14 protein-coding genes are annotated in these 15,042 nt (G+C 59.9%); 2 read left to right on the forward strand and 12 right to left on the reverse strand.

Annotation, left to right across the window (positions count from 1 at the left end):
• Nucleotides 1–30 precede the first annotated feature (30 nt).
• Nucleotides 31–1,371 (reverse strand): type I glutamate--ammonia ligase, encoded by a 1,341-nt coding sequence (gene glnA / locus ACIP6G_RS01355; protein WP_105656784.1) that lies wholly within the window; start codon nt 1,369–1,371, stop codon nt 31–33.
• A 136-nt stretch (nt 1,372–1,507) separates the two neighbouring features.
• On the opposite strand from glnA, the gene panB reads away from it, so the two are divergent.
• Complete coding sequence (gene panB / locus ACIP6G_RS01360; protein WP_133834276.1) at nt 1,508–2,344, forward strand: 3-methyl-2-oxobutanoate hydroxymethyltransferase; 837 nt, start codon at nt 1,508–1,510, stop codon at nt 2,342–2,344.
• Between the two features lie 110 nt (nt 2,345–2,454).
• Here the strand turns inward: panB and ACIP6G_RS01365 are convergent, their stop codons facing one another.
• Complete coding sequence (locus ACIP6G_RS01365; protein WP_105656786.1) at nt 2,455–2,649, reverse strand: hypothetical protein; 195 nt, start codon at nt 2,647–2,649, stop codon at nt 2,455–2,457.
• 133 nt (nt 2,650–2,782) lie between these two features.
• Here ACIP6G_RS01365 and map point away from each other — a divergent pair, with 133 nt between their 5' ends.
• Nucleotides 2,783–3,658 carry a type I methionyl aminopeptidase gene (map, locus tag ACIP6G_RS01370; RefSeq protein WP_400288264.1) on the forward strand — a complete coding sequence of 292 codons (876 nt, stop codon included), beginning with the start codon at nt 2,783–2,785 and terminating at the stop codon, nt 3,656–3,658.
• 82 nt (nt 3,659–3,740) lie between these two features.
• On the opposite strand, the gene nrdR is transcribed toward map, so the two are convergent.
• The 10 genes from nrdR to ftsZ form a co-directional block, all read right to left on the reverse strand.
• Nucleotides 3,741–4,229, reverse strand: a complete 489-nt coding sequence (gene nrdR, locus ACIP6G_RS01375; RefSeq protein WP_105656788.1) for a transcriptional regulator NrdR — start codon at nt 4,227–4,229, stop codon at nt 3,741–3,743.
• A gap of 84 nt (nt 4,230–4,313) precedes the next feature.
• On the reverse strand, nt 4,314–5,666 hold the full coding sequence (hisD, locus tag ACIP6G_RS01380; protein ID WP_400288266.1) for a histidinol dehydrogenase: 1,353 nt from the start codon (nt 5,664–5,666) through the stop codon (nt 4,314–4,316).
• Nucleotides 5,667–5,743: 77 nt separating this feature from the next.
• Nucleotides 5,744–9,307 (reverse strand): DNA polymerase III subunit alpha, encoded by a 3,564-nt coding sequence (gene dnaE, locus ACIP6G_RS01385; RefSeq protein WP_105656790.1) that lies wholly within the window; start codon nt 9,305–9,307, stop codon nt 5,744–5,746.
• 106 nt (nt 9,308–9,413) lie between these two features.
• Entirely contained in the window at nt 9,414–10,358 is a 945-nt protein-coding gene (locus tag ACIP6G_RS01390) for an RluA family pseudouridine synthase (protein WP_400288267.1), read from the reverse strand.
• Nucleotides 10,355–10,936: a signal peptidase II gene (gene lspA / locus ACIP6G_RS01395; RefSeq protein WP_332485981.1), complete on the reverse strand. Its 582-nt coding sequence runs from the start codon at nt 10,934–10,936 to the stop codon at nt 10,355–10,357. Before lspA ends, ACIP6G_RS01390 begins: the two co-directional genes overlap by 4 nt.
• Nucleotides 10,937–11,033: 97 nt before the next feature.
• The gene (locus tag ACIP6G_RS01400) at nt 11,034–11,783 is read right to left on the reverse strand and encodes a DivIVA domain-containing protein (RefSeq protein ID WP_105656793.1); all 750 of its coding nucleotides are present in this window, start codon (nt 11,781–11,783) and stop codon (nt 11,034–11,036) included.
• Nucleotides 11,784–12,013: 230 nt separating this feature from the next.
• Nucleotides 12,014–12,310 (reverse strand): YggT family protein, encoded by a 297-nt coding sequence (locus ACIP6G_RS01405; RefSeq protein WP_105656794.1) that lies wholly within the window; start codon nt 12,308–12,310, stop codon nt 12,014–12,016.
• Between the two features lie 23 nt (nt 12,311–12,333).
• Nucleotides 12,334–12,885, reverse strand: coding sequence for a cell division protein SepF (locus ACIP6G_RS01410; protein ID WP_105656795.1), 552 nt, complete (start codon nt 12,883–12,885; stop codon nt 12,334–12,336).
• 125 nt (nt 12,886–13,010) lie between these two features.
• Nucleotides 13,011–13,733: a polyphenol oxidase family protein gene (locus tag ACIP6G_RS01415; protein WP_400288270.1), complete on the reverse strand. Its 723-nt coding sequence runs from the start codon at nt 13,731–13,733 to the stop codon at nt 13,011–13,013.
• A 20-nt stretch (nt 13,734–13,753) separates the two neighbouring features.
• The gene (ftsZ, locus tag ACIP6G_RS01420; protein WP_105656797.1) at nt 13,754–14,953 is read right to left on the reverse strand and encodes a cell division protein FtsZ; all 1,200 of its coding nucleotides are present in this window, start codon (nt 14,951–14,953) and stop codon (nt 13,754–13,756) included.
• Nucleotides 14,954–15,042: the final 89 nt, after the last annotated feature.

Consider the following 15,042-nt stretch of genomic DNA (forward strand, 5'->3'; position numbering starts at 1 on the left):
TTCGCCGCGCAGCTTCACGCGGCGAAGTCTCTAGAGGATTCCCAAATACTTGTTCAGTTCGTATGGGGTAATGACCTGGCGGTATTCTTCCCATTCGGTGCGCTTGTTCGACAGGAACGAGTTGAATACCTGCTCGCCGAGGATCTCGGCCATCAGTTCCGACTCTTCCATGGCGCGCAATGCGTCGTGCAGGCTGCCAGGCAGCGGAACGTGGCCCGAGGCGCGGCGTTCTGCCGTGGACAGGCTCCAGACATCATCCTCGGTTGGCTCTTCCAGCTCGTAGCCTTCGCGGATGCCCTTCAGCCCAGCGCCCAGCAATACTGCGTAGGCCAGGTACGGATTGGCTGCCGAGTCGATACCGCGGTATTCCACGCGGGCGGACTGTCCCTTGCCTGGCTTGTACAGCGGCACGCGGACCAGTGCCGAGCGGTTGTTGTGCCCCCACGAACGGTGGCTCGGCGCCTCCCCTCCACCCCACAACCGCTTGTACGAGTTCACGTACTGGTTGGTGATGGCGGTCATTTCCGGCGCATGGTGCAAGATGCCGGCGATGAAGGACCGGGCCACATCGGAGAGCTGGTATTCGCGGCCAGCTTCGAAGAACGCGTTAGCGTCACCTTCGAACAAGGAGAAGTGGGTATGCATGCCGCTGCCCGGATGGTCGGCAAATGGCTTGGGCATGAAGGTTGCGTGGATGCCCTTTTGCATCGCCATCTCCTTGATGACGGTACGGAAGGTCATGATGTTGTCGGCGGTCTGCAAGGCATCTGCGTAGCGCAGATCGATTTCGTTCTGGCCTGGACCTGTTTCGTGGTGGGAGAACTCCACCGAAATGCCCAGCGCTTCCAGCGTGGTCACGGAAGCACGGCGGAAGTCCTGCCCAACGCCATCTGGCACGTGGTCGAAGTAGCCACCGTTGTCGATCGGCTGGGGACGGCCATTGGCATCCAGCTGATCGTTCTCCAGCAAATAGAATTCGATCTCCGGGTGGGTGTAGCAAGTGAAACCCATATTCGATGCTTCGGCCAGCTGGCGCTTGAGCACCTGGCGCGGATCTGCATTGGACGGCTGGCCCTCAGGGGTCAGGATGTCGCAGAACATGCGGGAGGTCGGTTCGACTTCGCCGCGCCACGGCAGGATCTGGAAGGTGGCAGGATCTGGCTGAAGCAACATGTCAGACTCGGAGATCCGGGACAGTCCATCAATGGAGGAACCATCGAATCCCAGACCTTCTTCGAAAGCATCTTCAACTTCAGCAGGAGCCAACGCCACCGACTTGAGCGAACCAACGACGTCAGTAAACCACATTCGCACAAATCGAACGTCGCGTTCTTCAATGGTGCGCAGTACAAATTCCTGCTGACGATCCATTTTCCACCACCTTTGGGATTCTGATATCCGGCGCTGATCACAACCGGTAAGAAAATTGACCTGTGGCAACACTATATCGGTTCAGAACCGTCCCAACGATCAGCATCGCCCTGTGCAAGTGCGATAAAGTCGATTCATGCCACAACCATACCTAGGGAACCCTGAAAAAGGCCCGTCCCGTATCCGACTTCATCATTTGCAGCAGGCCAAGGACAATGGCGAAAAATTCGCGATGTTAACTGCTTATGACGTAATGATGGCAGAGATTTTCGATTCGGCCGGGATCGAGATGCTGCTGGTTGGCGACTCCGCTGCCAATACCGTACTCGGCTACGAGTCCACGCTGCCCATTACCCTCGACGAAATGATCATGTTCACCAAAGCTGTCGCCAACGGGGCCAAACGCGCCATGGTCGTTGCCGACCTCCCGTTTGGCAGCTACGAGCAGTCCCCTGCCCAGGCCGTTGCCACTGCGGTGCGCCTGATGAAGGAAGGCCATGCCCACGCGGTCAAGATGGAGGGCACCGCGCAATACGCCGAGCATGTCCGCGCCATGGTCCTTGCCGGAGTTCCCGTTATCGGGCACATCGGATTCACTCCGCAGTCCGAGCATGCATTGGGCGGGTACCGCGTGCAGGGCCGTGGCGACGCTGTAGAGCAGATGAAGCACGACGCTGTGCAATTGCAGGATGCAGGCGCTTTCTGCATCCTGATGGAAATGGTGCCAAGCCCGGTCGCTGCCAAAATCGATGCCGCGCTGAAGGTGCCGACCATCGGCATCGGCGCTGGCAACTCCACCACCGGACAGGTCCTGGTTTGGCAGGACATGCTGGGTCTTGGCGGAGGGCGCACCCCGCGCTTCGTGAAGAAGTACGCTGATCTGCGTGAAGTTGTCGGCAACGCGGTGCGCGAGTACCACCAGGACGTAGTTTCCGGCACCTTCCCCTCGGCAGAGTACGAGTTCAAGGAATAGAAGCCGGCTCACGCCATATCGCAAAGCGGTGCGCTGCCTCGATGTCATCCATCGTGGCAGCTCACCGCTTTGCCATTCGCCGCACCGGCCTGGCTCGGTGCCCTTGACTTCTACTCGTCGTCTTCTTCTGCGTCGTCCCACGCCTCATTGCGTGCCTGGACTTTCGCCATTGCCGCTTCGGCTTCAGCAACCGTGTCATATGGGCCAAGCAACTGCGACCAATCAGACTGCGGGCCATTCTCCACGGTCTTGGTCGAGACGTTGTACCAGTACTGCCCCTCGCCCGGGGTGCCAACTGAGCTCATGGAAAACTCCTCTACTCTCGATTCTTGCTGCTTCTTCCACGGTATCCCAACCGGCGGAAAATAGGTGCAACACCACCTGATCTATCGGCTATCTCCTAGCGAAGCGGCAGATACGTGAAGCTAGAATAAAAGCATGGCTATTGCTTCAACTGCACCCCTTGGAAATCTCACCGCCGGCACGGTCTCCCCGGAACTTCCGGTACCGAGACACATTGAACGCCCCGAATACGTTGGCAAGAAGGAACCTGCCAGCAACACGGCTTCGGAAATCAAGAGCCCAGAAGTCATCGAACGCATTCGCATAGCTTCAAGAATTGCCGCTCAGGCACTGCAGGAAGTTGGCAAGGCTTGCCAGCCGGGAGCCACCACCGACCAGCTCGATCGGCTTGGCCACGAATTCCTCATGGATCACAACGCCTACCCGTCAACCCTGGGCTACCGCGGATTCCCCAAGTCGCTGTGCTCCTCGTTGAACGAGGTCATCTGCCACGGCATCCCGGACACCACCGTGTTGCAAGATGGCGACATCATCAATATCGATATCACCGCCTTCATCGGTGGCGTTCACGGAGATAACAACGCCACCTTCCTGGTCGGTGACGTGGATGAAGAATCGCGCCTGCTGGTCGAGCGCACCGAAAACTCGCTGAAGCGCGCTATCAAGGCCGTGATGCCAGGGCGTGAGATCAATGTGATCGGCCGAAGCATTGAAACCTACGCCAAGCGGTTCGGCTACGGCGTGGTCCGCGACTTCACCGGCCACGGCGTCGGCGAGGCCTTCCATTCCGGCTTGATCATCCCGCACTACGATGCGGCGCCGGCCTACAACACTCCCATCGAGCCGGGCATGGTTTTCACCATCGAGCCGATGCTCACCTTGGGCACCGTCGAATGGGACATGTGGGAAGACGACTGGACCGTGACCACCAAGGACAAGAAGCGCACCGCGCAGTTCGAGCACACCCTGCTGGTCACCGACGATGGCGCGGAAATTCTCACCCTGCCATAGCCGCTGCGACGCCTACGCCAAACGCCAGTGCCCGCGACCTCGAAAGGTCTGGGGCACTGGCGTTTGCTCTATGCGAAAACTGCTAGTCGGCCGAGAGCGGACGCTGGTTTCCCTGCGGAACCTTGCCACGGCGATCGCGCAGCCGGGCAATGGCGGTCTCGAAATCAGTCAGCGACTGGAAGTTGTGGTAGACACTGGCAAAGCGCAAGTAAGCGACCTCGTCGAGGCGCGACAATGGCTCCAAGATGGCCAAGCCCACCTGGTGGGCCGGGATTTCAGCAGCCCCGGAGGTCCGGACTGCCTCTTCGACTTCCTGGGCCAGGACGGCAAGATCGTGATCGGTGACCGGGCGGCCCTGGCAGGCCTTGCGAACACCGTTAATGACCTTGTTGCGCGAGAACGGTTCTACGGCACCGGACTGCTTGAGCACGTTGAGGCTGGCAGTTTCGGTGGTGGTGAAACGGCGCGAACAAGCCGTGCACTGGCGTCGGCGGCGGATCGAGACGCCGTCGTCGGCAACTCGACTATCGACCACTCGGGAATCCGCATTGCGGCAATACGGGCAGTTCACGGCACCTCCATCTGTAGCCTAAGAAGCATTCTCGGTTCACCCATGGTGGCAAGAATCAACTCATGTCACCTAACAGTTTAGCGTCTATTGCGCGTTTCGCACCGCGACCGCGTCTCCATGGGCTGGCAGGTCCTCGGCATTGGCAAGATTAATCACGTGAGCGGCCACTTCGCCCAGCGCGGCCTTGTCGTAGTTGATCACCTGGATGGCTTTCAAGAAGGTATTCACGTTCAGCCCCGAGGCGTGCAGCGCGGTGCCACTGGTCGGCAGCACGTGGTTGGATCCTGCGCAGTAGTCGCCCAGCGAAACCGGGGCATAGGCGCCGACAAACACGGCGCCAGCAGCGGTGATGCGGGCCGCGGTGGATTCCGCCTCGGCCACCATGATTTCCAGGTGCTCGGCGGCGTAGGCGTTGCACACCTCGATCCCCTGCTCCAGGTCCTTGACCAAGATGACGGCAGATTGGGATCCTGACAGTGCCTCTGTCACACGGGCGGAGTGCTTGGTGGCGGCAACCTGCACCATGAGTTCCTTGCGCACGCCAGCAGCCAGTTCAGGTGAATCGGTAATCAGCACGGCCGCGGCGTTGGCATCGTGTTCTGCCTGCGAAATCATATCGGCAGCGACGAAGCCCGGGTTAGCTCCCTTGTCGGCAAGAATCGCGATTTCCGTAGGACCAGCTTCAGCGTCAATGCCTACCACGCCCTTGACCAAGCGCTTGGCGGTTGCCACGAACACGTTGCCTGGACCGGAGATCACGTCAACCGGTTCGATCCCGCCACGCTCATCGTTCGGCAGGTCCACCCCGTAGGCGAACGCGGCAACAGCCTGGGCACCGCCCATGGCGTGCACCTCGTCGATGCCCAGCAGCTTGGCGGCAGCCAGGATGGTGGGGTGCGGCAGTCCGGCGAATTCCTTCTGCGGCGGGCTGGCCAGGGCTAGCGAGTTGACGCCGGCTGCCTGGGCAGGTACGGCGTTCATGATGACCGAGGACGGGTAGACGGCCAGGCCACCTGGCACGTACAGGCCGACGCGGCGCACCGGGACCCAGCGCTGGGTGACAGTTGCCCCGGTAGCGTAGCGGACTTCGGCGTCGTCGGGGCGCTGGGCCTTGGCGAATACGCGGGCGCGGTCAATGGATTCTTCCAGCGCCAGGCGGACCTGCGGGTCCAGTTCTTCCAGGGCGCGGTCCAGCTCATGCTGCGGCACACGGGTATGTTCCAGCTCAACGTGGTCAAAGCGCTGGGCCAGGTCCTTGAGTGTTTCCATGCCATGGGCGCGGACATCATCGATGATCTGCTGCACGGTTTCGGCAGCGGTCTGGGAGTTCATCTCCGGGCGCGGCAGCTTGGCTTTCAGCTGTGCGTAGCCCAGGGATTCGTTGCGCCAATCAAGGGTGGCGAGTGCTGAGAATTCGGTTTCTGGAATAGTGCTCACCTACCTAGTTTAACGCCGATGACCGGGGAAGGTTCATTAGTTACCTTCCACGGTCATCCAAGCCGTGATCCGATTACCTATACGTCCAGGCAGTGCGGGCCCAGCAGCACCTTCAAATCGCCGAACAGGGCAGGATTGGGGTTTACCCTGAAGTTCATGCCCAGGCGCAGCAGCGAGGTGCCGCGGCTGCCGGTGAGCTTCACCCGCACCTCGGTGTTGCCACTGTGCGTGCGCAGCACATCACCCAGCTTCTGCACCAGGGTTTCGGTGGCCTTGTGTGTCGGAATGCCGATGACTACCGGTCCCCCGTTGGCATCCTCGGAAATTTCCGGGATCATCATTTCCTGCGCGTTCAGGGTGATGGAGCCGTCATCGCGGCGCTGCACGCGCCCCTTGATGACCACGATCAGGTCATCGGCCAGGATCTCGGCGATCGGCTGGTAGGCCTGGCCGAAGAACATGACCTCCATCGAACCGGAGAGGTCTTCGATCTCGCAGCGCGCATACGGGTTGCCGCTCTTCTTGGCGATGCGCCGCTGCAGACCGGAAATCATGCCGGCGATGGAAATAATGTGGCCATCCTGCGGGCCGTCATCCGAGAGCACGTGCGTGACCGGCATGTCAGCGTACTGGTCCAGGGCCGAGCCCAGTCCCTGCAGCGGGTGGTCGGAAACGTACAGGCCGAGCATGTCGCGCTCGTAGGCCAGTTTTTCCTTCTTGTCCCAATCGGGCATGTCGGGGATCGCCACGTGCATCGACTCCGAGGACTCATCCGCGCCCAGGGCGCTGAACAGGTCGAACTGGTTGGCCGCCTCGTTGCGCTTGACCTGGATCACCGAATCCACGGCCTCTTCGTGGATGGCCACCAGCGCCCGGCGTGGATGCTTCATGGAGTCGAAGGCACCGGCCTTGATCAGCGATTCAATGGTTCGCTTGTTGCAGACCACGGCCGGGACCTTGCCCAGGAAATCGTTGAAGTCGTTGTAGTTGCCCTTCTCCGTGCGGGCCTCGACCATGCCGGCCACCGCATTGGTGCCGACGTTGCGGATGGCGCCCATGCCGAAGCGGATATCCTTGCCCACTGGGGTGAAGTTCAACGCCGATTCGTTGACATCCGGCGGCAGCACGGTGATGCCGATGTGGCGGCATTCGTTCAGGTACAGTGCCAGCTTGTCCTTGTCATCGCCCACCGAGGTCAGCAGCGCGGCCATGTATTCGGCCGGGTAGTGCGCCTTGAGGTAGGCGGTCCAGTAGGAGACCACGCCGTACGCGGCCGAGTGGGCCTTGTTGAACGCGTAGTCGGAGAATGGCAGCAAGATGTCCCACAGGGTCTGCACGGCGGCGTCCGAGTAGCCGTTGTCGTTCATGCCCTGCTTGAAGCCGGCGAACTGCTTATCCAGTTCCGACTTCTTCTTCTTGCCCATGGCACGGCGCAAGATATCGGCCTGGCCCAGCGAGTAGCCGGCCAGCTTCTGCGCAATAGCCATAACCTGCTCCTGATACACGATCAGGCCGTAGGTGCCGCCGAGGATCTCTGCCAGCGGTTCAGCGAGCTCCGGGTGGATTGGGGTGACTTCCTGCAACCCGGTCTTTCGCAGGGCGTAGTTGGTGTGGGAGTTGGCGCCCATCGGGCCCGGACGGTACAGCGCGATCACTGCGGAGATGTCTTCGAAGTTATCGGGGCGCATCATCTTCAGCAGCGAGCGCATGGGACCGCCATCGAGCTGGAACACGCCCAGGGTGTCGCCGCGGGCCAGCAGGTTGTAGGCCTCGGGGTCCTCGATACTCAGGGTCTCGAGGTCGATTTTGGTGCCGGTGTTGTACTCGATGTTCTCCAGGGCATCGGAAATGATGGTGAGGTTGCGCAACCCCAGGAAGTCCATCTTGATCAGCCCCAGGCCTTCACAGGTCGGGTAGTCGAACTGGGTAATGACCTGTCCATCCTGGATGCGCCGCATGATGGGGATGACGTCGATGATCGGGTCGGAGCTCATGATCACGCCGGCGGCGTGCACGCCCCACTGGCGCTTCAGGCCTTCCAGGCCCTTGGCCGTCTCGAAGACGCGGGCCGCCTCCGGGTCATTGGCCACCAGGTTGCGGAAGTCCCCCGCCTCCGAATAGCGCTTGGATTGCGGGTTCTCGATGTCGTTCAGCGGGATGTCCTTGGCCATCACCGCCGGCGGCAGCGCCTTGGTCAGGGTCTCGCCCATGCTGAACGGGTAGCCGAGCACGCGCGATGAGTCCTTCAGCGCCTGCTTGGTCTTGATTGAACCGTAGGTCACGATCATCGATACGCGCTCATCACCGTACTTCTCGGTCACGTACTTGATGACCTCGGAACGGCGGCGATCATCGAAGTCGACATCGAAGTCGGGCATGGAAACACGTTCCGGGTTCAGGAAACGCTCGAAGATCAGGCCGTGCACCAGCGGATCGAGGTCCGTGATGCGCATGGCGTAGGCGACCATGGAGCCTGCACCCGAACCACGCCCCGGGCCAACACGGATGCCGTGGTCCTTGGACCAGTTGATGAAGTCGGCCACCACCAGGAAGTATCCCGGGAAGCCCATCTTGATGATGACGTCCAGCTCGTAGTCTGCCTGCTTGCGCGAAGCTTCTGGGATGCCGTTCGGGTAGCGGTAGTGCAGTCCCTTGTCGACTTCCTTGATCAGCCAGCTGGTTTCGTCCTCCCCCGGCGGGCAAGGGAATTTCGGCATGTAGTTGGCGTTCGTGTCGAAGGAGACCTCGACCCGGTCGGCGATCGCCAGGGTGTTGTCGCAGGCTTCGGGAAATTCCTTGAACAAATCGCGCATTTCGCGCGCCGATTTCAGGTAGTAGCCGGTGCCGGAAAAAGCGAAGCGGCTGCCGCCCTGGTCATAGGTGGGCTCGTCAAGCGTGGAGCCGGAGTTGATGGCCAGCAGCGCCTCGTGGGCCTTGGCATCGGATTCATGGGTGTAGTGCAGGTCGTTGGTAGCCACCAGCGGAATGCCCAGTTCCTTGGCCAGGCGCAGCAGGTCCTTGGTGATGCGGCGTTCGATCTCCAGACCGTGGTCCATGATCTCGCAGAAGTAGTTTTCCTTGCCGAATAAATCCTGCAGTTCAGCCGCGGCCGCCTTCGCCGCATCGTACTGGCCCAGGCGAAGCTTGGTCTGGACTTCACCCGAAGGGCAGCCGGTCGTGGCAATGAGGCCTTCGTGGTGCTCGTTGAGCAGCTCGCGGTCCCAGCGCGGGTATTTGCCGAACACGGAGTCCAGCGAGGCGCGGGACGAACCCTTGAAAAGGTTGTCCATGCCCTTGTTGTTGTACGAGAGCAGGGTCATGTGGTTGTACAGGCCGCCACCGGAAACGTCATCGCCCTTTTGCGATTCGTCGGTACGCCATTTCACGCGGGTCTTGTCGTCGCGCGCGGTGCCCGGGGTGACATAGGCTTCTACGCCGATGATCGGCTTAACGCCAGCTCCGGTGGCTTGGCGCCAGAAATCGAAGGCACCAAACAGGTAGCCATGGTCGGTAATCGCCATGGCTTCCATGCCCTGCCGGTTAGCTTCGGCGAAGAGTTCGCCTAGGCGCGCCGCACCGTCCAGCATGGAGTATTCGGTGTGGGTATGAAGATGGACAAATCCGTCACGTGTAGCACTCACCCAACCAGTCTAGCGATCAAACCCGGACTTGGGCCCACCCCGGCGCGGTGCTGTGGCTAGCACGACACAAGGTGCTGCCGGCCAGTGGCCAACAGCACCTTGGAACTCAGTATCCGCCTTCGCGCAGCAGCTCGACGGCGCCTGCCAGATCCGCAGGATATTCGCTTTCGTATTCCATCCACTGGCCGGAGACCGGATGGGTGAATCCAAGACGTTTTGCATGCAGCCACTGCCGGGTCAGGCCCAGAGCGGCACCCAGCTTGGGATCCGCTCCGTAGGTCTGGTCTCCGGCACAAGGGTGCCCGAAGGCTGAGAAGTGGACGCGGATCTGGTGGGTGCGCCCGGTTTCCAGTTGCACCTCGACCAGCGAGGCGCGGCCGAAGGCCTCGATCACCTTGTAGTGGGTGACCGAGTCCCGCCCGCCATCCAGGACAGCGAACTTCCAGTCATGGCCCGGGTGGCGCCCGATCGGCGCGTCGATGGTGCCTTCCAGCGGGTCAGGCAGGCCCTGCACCACCGCATGGTAGATCTTCTTGGGGGTGCGTTCCTTGAAGGCGCGCTTCAGTTCGGTGTAGGCGCGTTCGGTTTTCGCCACGACCATCAGGCCGCTGGTGCCCACGTCCAAGCGGTGCACTATGCCTTGGCGTTCGGCGGCACCGGAAGTGGTGATGTTGTAGCCCTCGGCCATGAGTGCGCCGACAACTGTCGGGCCCACCCACCCCGGGGATGGATGGGCTGCGACACCCACGGGCTTGTCGATGACCACATAGTCATCGTCGTCCGCGATAATCTTCAGCTCTTCCACTTTCTCAACCTTAATTTCTAATGGGTCTGCCTGCGGCGGGATGGTGACTACCAGCTGGTCCCCCGTCTTGATCTTCAGAGATTTGGCAATGGTTCGTCCGTTGACCTGGATCTGCGAATCCTTGCAAAGGCTCGAAGCCAAGGTGCGCGGGATCTGCAGGGACCGGGAGATATAGGCGTCAAGGCGTGCGCCGGCATCGGCTGGGTCAACCAGCAGTTCGTGAATGGTGGTTTCGTTCGAGATCATGCGTTTGGTTCTGCTTCGTCCTTGTTGGACTTGTCTTTCTTTGGAGGATCGCCAATGCTGCCATCGAGGTTGCGCCCGCGGATGAGCATGTACGCCACCGCGATCATGGAACAGACGATGAAGGAGTCGGCGACGTTGAAGATAGCGAAGTGGGTGACGGAAAACATGTCTACCACATGGCCGAATCCGAAGCCCGGTTCACGGAACAGCCGGTCCACGACATTGCCCAGGACACCGCCGAGCAGGCAGCCCAGGGCTATGGCCCAGCTTCTGGACAGCACCTTGCGGAAAAACAGGTAAATGACGTAGACCGCGACTGCCGATTGCAGGATCGCGAAGACTATGGTGAAGTCTTCGCCGATGGAGAAGGCGGCACCAGGGTTCAGGATGTAGTGGATGTTGAAGAATCCGGGAATCACTTCAATCGATTGGCCAAGCCGCATGTTCTGTTCAACGGCAATTTTGACGGTTTGGTCCAGTACCAGCGCGATCAGAGCGATCACGAGGCCAAGGCCAACGTATTTCTTCGCCTTCGCGCCCGCGTTTCCGGATTGAACTGCGTCCACAGTGGTACCCATTATTTCCTCTTAAACGTCAACGGTGGTGATCGGAATGTATCCGTTCACCACCGTTGATCTTACTTGATAGCTAGATCAAGTTATAAACTGTCAGCGACTAGCTGGTCTTGCCTGCCGCACCAGCATCGATCGAACCCTGGGACTCAAGGTCACGCAGCTGTCCTTCGATGTAGGTCTTCAGGCGAGCACGGTAATCGCGTTCGAAGCCACGCAACTGCTCGAGCTTGCGCTCCAGAACCGACTTCTGCTGCTCCAAGGCCGACAAGGTCTTGCGGCTCTTCTCTTCAGCGGTGGTGACCAAGGTGTTAGCTTCGGTCTTCGCTTCGGAGATGATCTTGTCGCGCTGCTCGACACCGGCAGCGACGTACTCGTCGTGCAGACGCTGAGCCATGGACAGCACGTTGGCTGCCGACTCTGCGGATTCGGAGCGAGGAGTTGCAGCTGGCGCTGCTGCTGCGGCCGGAGCTGCAGGTGCCTTCTCAGCGGCAGCTGGCTTAGCTTCTGCCTTCTTTTCCTCAGCTGGCTTGGCAGCTGGGGTTTCTGCCTTCGCTGGCTCTGCAGGCTTAGCTTCTGCCTTCTTCTCTTCAGCTGGCTTAGCAGCTGGAGCAGCAGGAGTAACTGGAGCGGCCGAAACAGGTGCAGGAACAGCCTGCTCCTTCGATACCGAACCCGCATCTTCGCCAAGTTCGGCAAGGCGGCTGCGCAGAGCCTCGTTCTCACCGGTTAGGCGACGCAGCTCCACAACGATTTCGTCGAGGAAGTCATCTACCTCGTCTTGGTCGTAGCCTTCACGGAACTTGGTCGGCTGAAACCGCTTATTGACTACGTCTTCTGGCGTCAGAGCCATTGGGTCACCTCAATACTGGGATCATTTCCGCACGACCATTGTCTTGCCTTGCGAAACACTTACCGTTTTTGTCAGTGTCGCGACCGGTGAAGTCGGAGCACCATTTCCTAAAGGATATAACGATTTGGACAATTATTACGAAATCGAGCTTACGCGCGAGTCTCTTATTATTTGAATCTACAGCTTTTGACTGCTCAGGACAATCCCCGTGAAGCACGGAAATGCCCTAATCAGATCCCTGTCCTGAGGCCCAGGTTGGCTACCACCGCTTTAAGAATGATTACGACGATGAACAACACAAGAAAGGACAGGTCAAGACGGATTCCGCCGAGATCCAGGGGTTTGATCTTCCGGCGCAACCAGCGCAGCGGAGGATCGGTAATCGACACGATTGCACTTGCGACAATCAATGCGATGCCTTTGGGTCGCCAGTGGCGAGCAAAGCTTTCCGTTACATCCAACACAATTCTCATTAAGAGCAGAATCTGGAGGATGGCTAAGGCGAGATAGATGATCCCGAACACCATTTTGTGCTTGTGCTCCTGGTGTCTTAGCTCTGATTAAAGAAGGTTGCTTGCGCTTCGGACTGCTTGCGATCTTCACCGAGGACCTCAACGGTCGCTGGTGAGAGCAAGAAGACCTTGTTCGTGACTCGCTCAATGGAGCCGTGCAGGGCGAAAACAAGACCGGCCGAGAAGTCGACGAGGCGCTTGGCATCGGTTTCACCCATGTCGGTGACATTCATAATCACCGGGATGCCGTCACGGAAGTTCTCACCGATGATCTTGGCATCGTTATAAGAACGAGGGTGGACGGTAGTAATCTGACGCAATTCGGAATCCTCATCCCGTACTGAAGGGGCACGCTTAATAGGGGTGACCGGAGCTCGGTATTCCGTCTCTGGTTCTCTAGCTTGAGTTTGCGGCGCAGCCTGCCTTGCAACAGGCTGTGGGCGTGGGGCTTCGGCAGGTCGCTTTGGAGCTGTGTCCTCAACTACCCGAACCTGGGTTTTGGGCTCAGCGTGTTGTGTCTGGGTCTCTTCCTGCTCGACGGCGTCCGCCAAGCCGAGATATACCATTGCCTTACGCAGTCCGTCAGCCACGATGTTTCTCCTCGTTTATCCCATGCATGCAACCCCATTGCACGCTTCCGCTACTTCGACGCTACCGCACAAAATAATGCAGGCATCGTTCATTCGATCAATTCTTGGCGGTGTGTCGCGCACGCCTACGCGGCGGTCCAGATGAGTCCGGCAAGTCGTCCTGCACGGCTTGAACGCCGGTAGGAATAGTAGCTTTCGTCTTCCAAGGTGCAGACACCGGATTGCCGGACGTCCACCCCGAGGCCGCGCAGTTCTTGTTCGGCTGAGGCCGGAAGGTCTAGCCCATGGGTCCCCCAGCGAGTCGTGGTGCGAATCCCGGTGCGCAACTCTTCGGATTCCTGGGCCATGCTTTCTGGAACTTCATAGCATCGGCCGCAGATCGAAGGGCCGATCACGGCTTCCACTGTGTCGGCACCATGAGCTTTCAGGCCCTGGACCGTTTTTGCCAGGATCCCGTCGAGCAGCCCGCGCCGGCCGGCATGGGTTGCGGCACTCAGGGTTTGCCCATTGCGCGTGTTTCTTCCGACAAAGAGCACCGGAAGGCAGTCGGCGACCATCACTGCCAGGGGCTGGGTGCCAGTTGGGTCCAGCAATCCATCGCAGGTTGGCGCTGCCGGCTCTAGCCACGAGGTGCGCCGCACCGGCGTGACCTCATATACATCGGCGGAGTGCACCTGGTTCATGAAGTTAAGCGAGAAGCGTCGAACCCCGATCAAGTCCTCCAATTTGGCTCGATTCTCCGCCACAAGGCGGGGATCGTCATTCACGTGCAGGGCGAGGTTTCCCTCAGCCTGCGATGTGAATGCCAGTTGGATGCTCGGATCGAGGTTCGACGCGAAATGTAGCACTGCTCAGCTTCTTGCTGTTTTTACTTCAGGAAGTCCGGGACATCCAGGTCGTCGTTCGAACCGTTCAGGTCCGAGTCGACAACATCTGGAAGGTCCTGGAAGGAGCTAGCCTGCTCTGCGGCAGCTGGCTTCTCATGAGCAACCTGGGCTGGCTTCGCAGCTTCGGTTGCAGCAGGTGCTGGTGTTTCGGGAATGCTCGCTGGCACTTGCTCAGCCGGGCGCGCGGAGACAGCTGGCTTTGCTGCGACCGGTGCCATTGGCTTGCTGGTGACATCTGGCTCGTCGAAGCCGGCTGCAATCACGGTGACACGTGCTTCGTCGCCCAAGGCGTCGTCAATGACGGCACCGAAGATGATGTTGGCTTCCGGGTGGGCAACTTCCTGCACGAGGCGTGCAGCTTCGTTGATTTCGAACAAGCCGAGGTCGGAGCCGCCCTGGATGGAGAGCAGGACGCCGTGGGCGCCATCGATAGAAGCTTCGAGCAGTGGCGAGGCAATAGCCAGCTCCGCTGCCTTCACTGCACGGTCTTCGCCCCGCGCCGAACCGATGCCCATCAATGCCGAGCCTGCGCCCTGCATAACGGACTTCACGTCGGCGAAGTCGAGGTTGATCAGGCCCGAGGTGGTGATCAGGTCGGTAATGCCCTGCACGCCGGAGAGCAGAACCTGGTCTGCCTGGCGGAATGCATCGAGCACCGATACGTTGCGATCCGAGATCGACAGCAGTCGATCGTTCGGGATCACAATGAGGGTATCCACTTCGTCGCGCAGGGCTTCGATGCCCGACTCGGCGGAGTTAGCGCGGCGGCGACCCTCGAAGGTGAATGGACGGGTGACCACGCCGATGGTCAGCGCGCCAAGCGAGCGGGCAATGCGGGCCACGACCGGCGCGCCGCCGGTACCAGTACCGCCGCCTTCGCCAGCGGTCACGAAGACCATGTCCGCGCCGCGCAGGACGTCTTCGATTTCTTCTACATGATCTTCCGCTGCCTGGCGTCCCACATCAGGGTTGGCGCCAGCGCCCAGGCCACGAGTCAGTTCGCGTCCTACGTCGAGTTTGACGTCGGCATCACTCATAAGCAGAGCCTGGGCATCGGTGTTAATGGCGATGAACTCTACGCCCTTGAGACCGACTTCGATCATTCGATTGACTGCGTTTACACCGCCACCGCCGATTCCGACGACTTTAATGACCGCGAGGTAATTCTGTGGAGCTGCCACGTCCCGCTTCCCTTGTTAGATGTGCTACATATTTCACGACTCCAGCTAAAGACCTTCACCTTTAGCCTTAAGGTTAAGATTCTGTCAAG

Origin of the sequence: Glutamicibacter sp. NPDC088483 (assembly GCF_044753145.1) — a bacterium.
Classification (GTDB): domain Bacteria; phylum Actinomycetota; class Actinomycetes; order Actinomycetales; family Micrococcaceae; genus Glutamicibacter.